This window comes from Acinetobacter sp. TY2, from assembly GCF_046269225.1.
Lineage (GTDB): Bacteria > Pseudomonadota > Gammaproteobacteria > Pseudomonadales > Moraxellaceae > Acinetobacter.
Genome location: NZ_JBJZOR010000003.1, coordinates 193,960 through 204,545, shown reverse-complemented (window position 1 = coordinate 204,545; position 10,586 = coordinate 193,960). Strand labels below are relative to the sequence as shown.

Genomic DNA, 10,586 nt, shown 5'->3' with positions numbered 1-10,586 from the left:
ATTAACCAGTAAAAATCCACACAAGTTGTTCTTCATATATTCTTAATGATCTTCTCAATGATTCGTCATCATCAAGCTAGGTCGGCTATATTACTCTCTATCTCTAAAAAGTCAACAGGTAATGAATATTATTTTTAAACTTTCTTTTCAAAACCAAACTTAATCAATTCAATCAAGTCCTTGTTTATCAAGGAGTTTTAATCTTCATCACCGCCGATGGATGTGCATTCTACAGTATTTTTTATACCACGCAATACCTTTTTTAAATTATTTTCTTAATTCGTGTTTGAGTGGTTATTTTATACCCATTTATCATATTTATTCACACTTTTTAACCATATTTGTTTTAATACATTATGGGTTACACCTGTTAAGATAGTTTTAACTCTTTTTAATCCAATCATTATGGCAAAGAAAATTGCAAAAAAGGATTCCTATGCATCGTTTTAATTTTTTATGGGCAAGTATGTTTTCTCTTGCTTTCGCTGCACCCGCTTTCGCGCAAGAAGAAGCTATCATTTCTGAAGCAATAAGTGATTCAGCTGAAAACGATGCTGTAGAACCTATACCAACAGATGTGGTAAACACAACAGAACATAATAAACATCCGCGTCTTGATGCGTTGAAAGATTTGAAAAATATTAAAGCAGAAAACTTAAAAGTTGATGCAAATGCTGCACAAGACGACAGCATTAAAGATCCGTTGCAACCGCTAAACCGTGAGGTATTTGCTTTTAATGACATGCTTGATCGTAATATTGCTCGTCCTTTAGCAGTTCAATACTCAGAAAAAGTACCTGGTGAAGTTCGTGGCTCATATCGTTTATTCCGTAAAAATATGTCTGAACCATGGAATGCCGTCAATCAACTTGCCCAAGGTCGTTTTAGCCGTGCAGCCAAATCATTGGGCCGTTTTACTATTAATACAGTGACATCTTTAGGCTTGGCTGATCCTGCAAGTCGTCTTGGATTACCTACAGAAGAAGAAAGCTTAGGAATGACCTTAGGCTACTATGGCGTACCAAGTGGCCCTTATTTAATGTTACCTATTATGGGACCAAGTTCGTTTCGTGCAGCTTTAGACTATCCAGTTGAAGGTTATGCTAAACCGATGACCTACATTTTAGGTGATCATGATAAAACTGAATTAGCTTGGGGGCATACAATAATGAGTGCTATTGATGCCCGATCGAACTTACTTGATGTAGATAAAGTCTTACAAGGTGATAGGTACGCATCTATTCGTGACATTTACCTACAACGTGTAGCATTTAAAATTGCTGAGAAAAAAGGGAATGGTGAAGAAACTGTTTCTTTTGTTGATGAGCAGGATGACGACAGTGACGTAGATAGCAATTCAAAAAAATAATTGAATATTTTCTTACACTATTTTAAGAAATACGATTTAGCTAATGTTGGCGTAATTTTTTTTTGTTTTACGCCAATACTTGGCGATTGATTTGACATCGTCTAATATATTTATTTTACAACGCTCAGGTTTTTAATTTCATTCTATGTATTTCATTCAACCCACTCGACTTATCCCCCATTTAGATGCTGTTCTAAATGCACTTCCGAGTTTAGAAATGATCCGCATCGAAGATCTTGGGCAATGTGACTCTACACTTGTTGCAATTGCGGATGTACATGACTATTTGGAACATCAATGGTCTTTACCTACTGTTGTTATTGCGCATGAAAATGAAGGTTCTGAACTTTCTCAAGCGTGGGAATTGGGTGCATTGGCAGGATGGATTTGGAATCGTTTACCAAACGATCCTGAACAATCTTTACAAAAAATAGATGCTCAATATAAACGCAATCAAGATAGTCGTGATTTACCTTCTGCAGCGGAACTACAAAAAAAATTACTCCCTAATCCAATTGAGTTACTCAATTATAAAGTTGAAACGTTATTTAAACCTTCGGCTTATTTATCGGGTGATTGGTATGATTATTGGAAAATAAGCGATAAAGAAATTATTTTCTATCTTGCTGATGTCTCTGGCCATGGTGTAACAAGCTCACTCCTCACTTCTTGGATGGCTGCATTTCATGGTCGCTCTAAAACACCACGAGAATTAATCAAAAAACTCAATGGTATGTTAGTTCAAGAAAATATTGAAAAACACATTACAATGGTTGCAGGTACGCTAAACCTCGAAACCCATACCTTAAAATGGTCTAGTGCAGGTCATTATCCTCCACCTATTATCTTTGAACCAAATCAAGCCCCTCGTGTTTTAAATACCAGTAGCTTTCCATTAGGTCTAACAGAAGACCTCGAAGTTGAAGAATTTACGACAACATTGACTAAGCATGCACGATTCATTATTTGCTCCGATGGTGCACTCGAACCATATAGTGGCGGTTTGAATGAACAGTTCGCTCAACTGGTCTATCATTTGCAAAATCAATCATTCCGTGCACCAGATCACGTTGCGGATGATATTGCCATCCTCAGCCTCAGAAGAATGAATTAGATTTATAATCAATAACCTACATCACTATAGACTATTTATACCTATGCAAATGCTTGAGTATCGAGTTGCGCTATGTGATAATTTTCAAATCCTTTTCTTCAAATGGCATTTATATGTCAACAGGTCATGTTGAATATGCAAGCTTGAATGGAACGCATATCTTCAAACTCATTGGTGAAGTGCGAGCCCAGTCTTGTATAAGCTTAGACAAACTTTTGGCGAGAATTGAACAGCAAGAAAACGTTACCGGCGCACTTGTTGATTTAACCCAAACTACTTTTATTGACAGTACTGTTTTAGGTATTTTGGCTAAACTAGGCTTAAAACTTAGACAAATCCACCATGTTCAAGCAGTAATGCTCTCTACAAATCCCGATATTTCTACTCTAGCCAATAGCATGGGGCTAGGGCAAGTTTTTGTCATTTTAAATTACTGTGGTGATCCTAATGTCTGTACTAAAGCACTGATTGATGACAACATCACAAACAATACAATGCTATGCACGGTATTAGATGCACATAGAACACTCATGAAACTCAATGAAAATAATCAAAATATGTTTGAGCCATTGGTGAAGCAACTTGAAAAACAGCAAGATACGATGGACTGTATATCTGCTGATAAGCAAAATGCTTAACTATTCTTCCAAAATATTTCAAGGATAGAGCATGACTTTACTTTCCGTTGTTCAAATGAATTCTCAAAATGACATTGAAGCAAACTTCATGGTCATTGAATCATTGATTCAAAAAAGTAAAGCTTTAGGTTCATCTTTGGTTGTTTTCCCTGAGAATTTTGTTTGTTTCGCCGCTGGTAAACAACGCGATACAGCTGAGCGTTTCGAAGAATTTCAACAACGTCTTGAACACTTAGCGTATCGACATCAAATTTGGATTGTTGCGGGTACTCTCCCATGCCCTTTTCGTCCTGATGGTTCAATCATTGAAGATGGTCGTGTTCGTACTGTGAGCTTATGTATTAGCCCTGAACGCACCGAAGCACGATATGACAAAATTCATTTGTTTGATGTGCAAGTTGGTGACGCAGTCGGTGGTTATCAAGAATCTAAGTTTTTTGAACCTGGTACAGATGTCGTTGTGGCAAGAACACCCTTTGGCAATATTGGCTTAATGGTGTGTTATGACTTACGCTTTCCTGAACTTGCACTGATGCTTAGATCGCATGGTGCAAATATTTTGACTGCCCCTGCTGCTTTTACCCATACAACAGGTGAAATGCATTGGCAGTTATTACTCCAAGCACGCGCTATGGATAGTCAATGTCAAGTTTTAGGCGCAGCGCAGCAAGGTTGGCATGGTGAAAAGCGCCAAACTTGGGGGCATGCAGGAGCAACCAACTCCCGTGGACAAATTTTACAAATTACAGATAATGAAGGTACCCGACTTTTAACTGTACCTTTTGATTTAGAAGAACAAAATACCATACGTGCATCAATGCCACTTATGCAACATCGACAATTAATTCAACTCTAAAGTTTTAAATAAAGTAAAACGTAAGTCTTGAGTTTTTTCATGAACTCATTTTTAATATTTTCATTGCAACTTTAAAGCGATAACAATGAAAATATTTTTACCCCTTATACCTGTATTTCTTTCGTTCACTTGTGGCTCGGTATTTGCAAAATCAAATGATCTGTATGCAATTGCAAAAAAAAACTCAGAAACAGAATGTGTTCGAGGTTTAGCCCAACCAGTACTTTTAAAGAATAAAGTTCAGAATCATACATTTTCAATTAAAAATACGACTGATGATTTCCCTATTTTATATGGCTTAGAAACAGCACAACTCGAAAATAAGCAAACTATACGACTTGAACATGTTGGTTGTGAATCTTATGGTTTCAACATTCAGCTTATGCTAAATTCAACCTATATTGAAAAAAATCATACACTTTGTCAAAGTTGTTTAATTCAAGAGTTACGTAAAATTGCTGTTTATTTTCAACAAGATGATCGTGAGTTTTATTTAGATGGTATTACTGCTTTAGAGCAACAATTTAAAAAATCCAAGACCTTTAAAATCAATACTGAATACATGCTTAAAGGTACAGAAGAAATGCCTCAAACCTTTTCTTTTAGTCAGATTCAAAAGCAAAAAAATGGGCAATATCTGATTGATTTTAGAAATAATACAGGTCCACTTTAATTCTTTTTTATTTAGACATTATATTTACAAAAAAACTGCTTATTAATTCTGCATTTTAATACAGGATAGTGTTTCAAATAAATATTTTAGGATATAAAAATGTCTTTAGAAAAGGTGGTTTATACCGCACATGCGAAAGCAACTGGTGGTCGTGATGGTCGTGCAACATCTTCAGATGGTATTTTAGATATTCAGTTGAAAGTACCTAAAGAAATGGGCGGTGCAGGTGGTGGTACTAACCCTGAACAGCTTTTTGCTGCGGGCTATTCTGCATGTTTCTTAGGTGCAATGAAGTTTGTAGCTAATCGTGATCATTTGAAAATTACGCCTGATGTTTTTGTTGAAGGTGATGTCGGTATTGGCCCTATTCCAACAGGTTTTGGGATTCAAGTGACTTTAAATATTCATTTAGAAGGTTTGGAGCAAACAGAAGCACAAAAACTAGTTGATGCTGCACATATTGTTTGTCCATACTCAAATGCAACACGTGGCAATATTGATGTGACTTTGAATGTAATTGTTTGATTTCAAATCAAACATTAGAATAGCTTTACTTCAAATAAGCCGATTTTTTTTCTAGTCGGCTTCTTGATTATAATATAGACACTTTAATTGATTTCTAATAAAATTATTAAACATAATGTCCATTATGTTTATCTAGTCATGATTACTGAGTTAAGTCTATTTACGCAAGCAGTTGTAGTAACACGGTAGGACAATCAAAACATCAAGAAAGCAATCAAGAGCCTGCAACCAAAATAGAAATGAGAACTCAAACAAATTAGTAAGATTAGTAAATAAATTGAGCGAACAATTACGGAACTTCAAGATAAAAACAAGACTCTGATCAAACAATTACAGGTCCTAGAAATAAAAGTGAGTAATTTTAAAGAATGAATGAACCATGACAGAGTTATAGTCGTGGGTTCAGCATGTAAGTTAATTAATATTCATTTTAACTACAAGAGTAATATGGCTAAAATTGATAAGCAAATAGAAGAAAAAATTATATTTTGTACAACAGATTTATACCAATCGCCATGATTTTGTAATAATAGATTAAGGTTTTTATCATTGAGGTTAGGTGCTAATGGAAATAACCCTTTAGAAAAAACCGTATCTCTTTTTAGTATTTTTAGTTCTCTGAATCTAGCTGCTGCAATGATTCCTGTTGTTGTCTGTATTAAAAAGAAATTAGTTAGATCTAATTTTTTAAAATATTTAGGATTACCAAAGAGTAATTTAGATAATGAATTAAGATTTTTCTTAACATATACATAACTTTTAAAGCTGGATATTAATGAACAAGAAATCCAAAGAGAGCCAACAACTGCAAAAATTATTTCAAAAGAATTTTCTAACATTTTAATTGATCATCCTTTCTATACTTCTATCGGCGCCAGTTCCTATAATTTTACAGATATCCTTTAAATTATAAGAAATATAAATATATTGAACTATAAAAAACAGAAAAAAGAATGAAAAAAACAATACACAAAAATATTAATGGCATTATTTCTATGAACAATAAGAGTTTATTCATTATATTTTATTCTCATTAATCATTAAAAAAATCATAGTCTTTTCTAACAACTAGCTCTATTAACTCAATTCCACTCTACTCGTCTAGGATTTAAATGTATTTTTATAAAAACTTACTTAAAATTGTAGCAATACCTATAAAAAGAATAAATAAAACTCCTGAAAATAGAATAAAATACTGTGTATTAAAAAAAACAGGGTATTTATTTATCAATTCCTTTAATTCACTTTCATTGAGCGCAAAATAATAATTTTTTGAGTATAATTTTTTAAATTTAATATTATATTTAATATTTAAATATTCTTTCCCAAAAACTATTGGCAATGCACTTAACAAATGAAATGTTAAGGGACTTAAAGGTGTTCTATACCACATTTCATCATCAACTATAATTTTACATATATTTTTTAAATTAATATTTATATAGACATATAAGAAAAATGAACATAAAAAGAAAATAAATAAAAATACAAATCCAAACACAAATAAAGTAAATATATAGTCTGTGGTTAGTAGATTGAAGAAGTGTTTCATTTTCTATTGCTCGCTTTATCATAAATATAACCCGCCCCAAATCCTGCTCCTTCGCTAAATCCCCAACTTGCTAAAGCGCCAACACCAGCGACAACACCTAGAGCAACCCAACCTGTTCCGCCTGTTGCAAGACCTACAACAATAAAACTTACTACAGCTCCAGCTCCTAAACCACCAGCAATTTTAGAGCTTTCCACAACAGTAGTTCTTACTTTTTCTTCAGATTTAGTATTTACAATTGCATCACCTGCATTGTAAATATCTAAAGCTAGAAACAAATATCCTCCACCTTTTATAGATTTACTCATTTTCCCAAGTTCACTCATTTTGTCGATATAACCTTTTATGCCACCTTTACCAACAACTCCTCATGCAACACCACTATTATTTGATAGATTATCATTTTTTTGGACTTTAGAAGGTAATCAAGAGTCCGTTAGAGAGTCTTCAAACAGCCAAAATAGAAATGAGAACTCAAACAAATTAGTACGATTAGTAAATAAATTGAGCGAACAATTACGGAACTTCAAGATAATAACAAGGCTCTGATCAAACAATTACAGGTTTTAGAAATAAAAGTGAGTAATTTTAAAGAATGAACCACGACAGAGTTATAGTCGCATTTTTAGAATGTAATTTAGTTTTTAAAAATATTTATCTAAAATATAAGCAAGTCCACCAAATAAAAAAAACAAGATGCTTGATGCATAAATTATGTATTGAATATAAAATAATTTAGGATACTTTATTAGCATCTCATTCAGTTGAGTTTTATTTATTAGGTAATAAAATTGTTGTCCATAAAGTTTTTTAAAATTAACTCCTTTTTTTATATTTAGAGTTTCTCTCCAAAAAACAACAGGTAATAAACTAATAAAAAAGCAATTAAACGGTTCTAATGGAAATTTAAAATATTTATCATCATTAAAAATAATTTTACAGATACCTTTTAAGTTATAAGAAATATAACTGTATTGTATTAAGTAAGATAAAAAGAAAATTATTAGAAACAAAAAACCAAAAAATATTAATGGAATCTCTGTAAGTAAAGTAAAAAAGATATCCATTTAATTTATCTTTTCCTCAATAATATCATAAGCTTTTCCAGATCCCCATCCCGCAACCTCACCAACACTCCATCCAAGTAAGGCCGAAGCTCCCGCAACCACTCCTAAAACAATGAGTGAAGTACCCCCAGAGGCAATTGTTATAACAACGAAGCTACCGAATGCAGCACCTGCCAGACCACCTGCAATTTTAGAGCTTTCCACTACTGTTGTTCTGGCTTTTTCTTCAGGTTTAGCATTTACAATTGCATCACCTGCATTGTAAATATCTAAAGCTAGAAACAAATATCCTCCACCTTTTATGGATTTACTCATCTTGCCGAGTTCAGTCATTTTTTTAACATATTCTTTCATACCGCCCTTATAAGTCACTCCTCTAGCAAGAGATGACTGACCAATCATACGTCGCATATTATTGGTCTTAATTGATTGATCCCATTTAAATAATTTTTTTGCAGATTCTCTATTTAGTTCGTCATATAGATGTGCATATTTTTTTCTAAATGCTTTGAAGTTTTTGGGATTCGCTAAAGAAGATCCCTTTGCCTTTTCCTCAGCCATTTTTAACGCTAATTCACCATGGATTCTATGCATCCGTTGGGTAGCTCCATCAGTAAAGCTTAATACACCATCAATACCGCCTTTTGCGATTGCTCCCCATGCGACACCACTATCATTTTGTGTATTATCAAACTTCTGAACTAAAGGATGATCATTATTTATAAAAATATTTGTATTTGTTATTTCAGTTCTACTGTCATTAAGGGCATCATAAAAAAACTCATAGTTTTGGGCAAAGAACTCAGCATCGAAGTCCTTGTCTTTTTTCATTTGTTCTAAGTTTTTTTGGGCTTCTTGAGCATCTTTTTTATATTGTGGTAGCTCTTTTGCTGTTGTTGAGTTGGAAAGAACAACCACCATTCCTGGTGTTAGTAATCGAATTGGTGCCATATTGGATATATGGGGATTATTTGCTCGAAGAATGTCCCAGTCAGAAGCAATCAAAGACTTTTTAAACACTCTTTTCGCCCAATCGAGCATGGTTTCAGTCTTTTTAATTAAATACCAAGCAACTTCACCATCATTTAAATAAATTTCTTTAATGTTTTCTTTTACATTTTTCGTCATTTCAGCTGTTACTTTGATGGTAAAAACGCTATGTGTTTTTTTATCTTTATATGGTTTTACAGAAATTTTTTGAAGAATTTCTCCACGTAAATAAACTTCATAAATTAAACTAGTATTCAAATTATAAATTTCAGTCCATCCAGTTAAACCCTGCTCATTAAATCGTTCTTCAAACTCAATTTTTTTCTTGGTATTATTATTAATAACGACAAACTTACAAGTCAAATCCTTTAGTTTTAAAGGTGCTTGTACTGTAAGTTTTAAACGACTGTAGTGCATATCTCAAACCTATTCTTCGTCTGTTTCTTCTTCGTTGGCTTCTTCAACATCATTCATCATTATTCTTGTGACGATAGTTTGGGCCGATGGGGTTGTTTTAAGTTTTATAAATCCATCATCGCTGGTTAAGCCACGCTGAATATTACCGTCTTCATCCATTAAAATATAAGGCTTATTGGATACTGCTATATTTTCTTTATTTTTAACGAGGTATTGTAGGACATAGGGATTCTGTGCATCTGGCATCTGAGGTAATTGGACGTTTACTTTCTGTCCGCCTTCAAATTTATGTTGTCCTGCTTGAAAAATAATTTTTCCGTTTGTAGAGATGGTAATCCCTTGATCATTGATAACAATACGAGAACCACCAGCCATTATTATTACTCTATGTGAATTAATTCAATTAATTTATCATAAAATAACAAAAATTGGAGTAATTGAAACATGACTATGATTATTGCCGCACATTTAGATGACTGTATTCTGATCGCAGCGGATAAAAGAGCAATGACATATGATGTAGAAACAAAAATATTGCACTTGGCACATGATGATGTACAAAAAATAAAACTCTGGAGTCGAGGAGCAATAGCGGGAACAGGGGAAATGCTTTTTCTGAATCGAATCGCTGATTACTTTATTCAATTTGAAGTTGATGGGCGACCATTGAAACAAATGGATGTGATTTATAAGGAAATAGAAAAACGAAGTTTAGAAGGTGTTCCGAAGAAAATATTGATCAATAATAGCCTTATCTTCTCAATGTTTGATGGTTTAGAAACATTACTCTACCTCATTCCAATTGAACCATTTTTTAAAGAAATTGAAAAAAATGGGCAAAAAATTATTCAACCTGAAATGTATCAAATTAAGTCTTTTAGCGTAGATGTGACATGTTTTAATATTCCACCCGATATGAGTAGTCTACAAAATTTTCAGGGTAATTTAAGAAGTCTATCGAGTTTTGATAGTGAAATAGAGTTTATTACGTATTACATAGAACAGCTCAAACAAGTTTTTGGAGTACATGCTCAAATTGACCCCAGTATTACAACCTCATTTGATCTATATATCCAATCTTGTAGTACGGGGAAAAGCCTTGCCTTACATGTTCCAAATTTATTTTTAGTATAGCTAATTTCTAAAAAATTGAATTATTGGGAAAAATTTAGTAAATAAATATAAAAATGTTAAATTTTAGTGGCCCAAAGTAGCAATTTTTCCAATCATTCAGGAAACTCTTTTTATATGTAAATTTTGCTAAAACCACCACAATACACTTATGCGAAACAAAATTTTAAATGTGATTAATCAATATTTCACACAAAATAAAAAAGCCCAATCTCCACCGATTGCGCTTTTTTAATGATTTTTTGCGTTTCACA

General features: G+C 33.1%; 12 protein-coding genes. 7 read left to right on the top strand and 5 right to left on the bottom strand.

Features of this window, described 5'->3' with window-relative positions:
- Nucleotides 1–436: 436 nt before the first annotated feature.
- From ACK1JC_RS03115 to ACK1JC_RS03090, 6 genes are all read left to right on the top strand, one after another.
- Complete coding sequence (locus ACK1JC_RS03115) at nt 437–1,369, top strand: VacJ family lipoprotein (RefSeq protein ID WP_409510390.1); 933 nt, start codon at nt 437–439, stop codon at nt 1,367–1,369.
- A 145-nt stretch (nt 1,370–1,514) separates the two neighbouring features.
- Entirely contained in the window at nt 1,515–2,483 is a 969-nt protein-coding gene (gene gigA, locus ACK1JC_RS03110; protein WP_409510389.1) for an RsbU family protein phosphatase GigA, read from the top strand.
- A gap of 113 nt (nt 2,484–2,596) precedes the next feature.
- On the top strand, nt 2,597–3,121 hold the full coding sequence (gene gigB / locus ACK1JC_RS03105) for an anti-anti-sigma factor GigB (RefSeq protein ID WP_409510388.1): 525 nt from the start codon (nt 2,597–2,599) through the stop codon (nt 3,119–3,121).
- A gap of 31 nt (nt 3,122–3,152) precedes the next feature.
- Nucleotides 3,153–3,977 carry a carbon-nitrogen hydrolase family protein gene (locus ACK1JC_RS03100; protein WP_409510387.1) on the top strand — a complete coding sequence of 275 codons (825 nt, stop codon included), beginning with the start codon at nt 3,153–3,155 and terminating at the stop codon, nt 3,975–3,977.
- Between the two features lie 85 nt (nt 3,978–4,062).
- The gene (locus ACK1JC_RS03095) at nt 4,063–4,650 is read left to right on the top strand and encodes a hypothetical protein (RefSeq protein ID WP_409510386.1); all 588 of its coding nucleotides are present in this window, start codon (nt 4,063–4,065) and stop codon (nt 4,648–4,650) included.
- Nucleotides 4,651–4,749: 99 nt separating this feature from the next.
- Entirely contained in the window at nt 4,750–5,175 is a 426-nt protein-coding gene (locus ACK1JC_RS03090; protein ID WP_409510385.1) for an organic hydroperoxide resistance protein, read from the top strand.
- Nucleotides 5,176–5,609: 434 nt separating this feature from the next.
- Here ACK1JC_RS03090 and ACK1JC_RS03085 read toward each other — a convergent pair whose 3' ends face one another.
- From ACK1JC_RS03085 to ACK1JC_RS03065, 5 genes are all read right to left on the bottom strand, one after another.
- A complete protein-coding gene (locus ACK1JC_RS03085) occupies nt 5,610–6,014 on the bottom strand; it encodes a hypothetical protein (protein WP_409510384.1) in 405 nt (134 codons plus the stop codon).
- Between the two features lie 281 nt (nt 6,015–6,295).
- The gene (locus ACK1JC_RS03080) at nt 6,296–6,727 is read right to left on the bottom strand and encodes a hypothetical protein (protein WP_409510383.1); all 432 of its coding nucleotides are present in this window, start codon (nt 6,725–6,727) and stop codon (nt 6,296–6,298) included.
- Nucleotides 6,724–7,053: a hypothetical protein gene (locus ACK1JC_RS03075; protein WP_409510382.1), complete on the bottom strand. Its 330-nt coding sequence runs from the start codon at nt 7,051–7,053 to the stop codon at nt 6,724–6,726. The genes ACK1JC_RS03080 and ACK1JC_RS03075 overlap by 4 nt, the downstream gene beginning before the upstream one ends.
- Before the next feature lie 741 nt (nt 7,054–7,794).
- Nucleotides 7,795–9,201 (bottom strand): hypothetical protein, encoded by a 1,407-nt coding sequence (locus ACK1JC_RS03070; protein WP_409510381.1) that lies wholly within the window; start codon nt 9,199–9,201, stop codon nt 7,795–7,797.
- Between the two features lie 9 nt (nt 9,202–9,210).
- Nucleotides 9,211–9,600, bottom strand: a complete 390-nt coding sequence (locus ACK1JC_RS03065) for a DUF2345 domain-containing protein (protein ID WP_409510395.1) — start codon at nt 9,598–9,600, stop codon at nt 9,211–9,213.
- Between the two features lie 45 nt (nt 9,601–9,645).
- On the opposite strand from ACK1JC_RS03065, the gene ACK1JC_RS03060 reads away from it, so the two are divergent.
- Nucleotides 9,646–10,335 carry a hypothetical protein gene (locus ACK1JC_RS03060; RefSeq protein ID WP_409510380.1) on the top strand — a complete coding sequence of 230 codons (690 nt, stop codon included), beginning with the start codon at nt 9,646–9,648 and terminating at the stop codon, nt 10,333–10,335.
- The last annotated feature ends 251 nt before the right edge of the window (nt 10,336–10,586 follow it).

Excerpts from the sequence above, each read along its gene's own strand:
- gigA (WP_409510389.1), top strand. The coding sequence starts at position 1,515 with ATGTATTTCATTCAACCCACTCGACTTATCCCCCATTTAGATGCTGTT.
- ACK1JC_RS03090 (WP_409510385.1), top strand. The coding sequence starts at position 4,750 with ATGTCTTTAGAAAAGGTGGTTTATACCGCACATGCGAAAGCAACTGGT.
- ACK1JC_RS03095 (WP_409510386.1), top strand. The coding sequence starts at position 4,063 with ATGAAAATATTTTTACCCCTTATACCTGTATTTCTTTCGTTCACTTGT.
- ACK1JC_RS03060 (WP_409510380.1), top strand. The coding sequence starts at position 9,646 with ATGACTATGATTATTGCCGCACATTTAGATGACTGTATTCTGATCGCA.
- ACK1JC_RS03100 (WP_409510387.1), top strand. The coding sequence starts at position 3,153 with ATGACTTTACTTTCCGTTGTTCAAATGAATTCTCAAAATGACATTGAA.
- gigB (WP_409510388.1), top strand. The coding sequence starts at position 2,597 with ATGTCAACAGGTCATGTTGAATATGCAAGCTTGAATGGAACGCATATC.
- ACK1JC_RS03080 (WP_409510383.1), bottom strand. The coding sequence starts at position 6,727 with ATGAAACACTTCTTCAATCTACTAACCACAGACTATATATTTACTTTA.
- ACK1JC_RS03115 (WP_409510390.1), top strand. The coding sequence starts at position 437 with ATGCATCGTTTTAATTTTTTATGGGCAAGTATGTTTTCTCTTGCTTTC.
- ACK1JC_RS03070 (WP_409510381.1), bottom strand. The coding sequence starts at position 9,201 with ATGCACTACAGTCGTTTAAAACTTACAGTACAAGCACCTTTAAAACTA.
- ACK1JC_RS03085 (WP_409510384.1), bottom strand. The coding sequence starts at position 6,014 with ATGTTAGAAAATTCTTTTGAAATAATTTTTGCAGTTGTTGGCTCTCTT.
- ACK1JC_RS03075 (WP_409510382.1), bottom strand. The coding sequence starts at position 7,053 with ATGAGTGAACTTGGGAAAATGAGTAAATCTATAAAAGGTGGAGGATAT.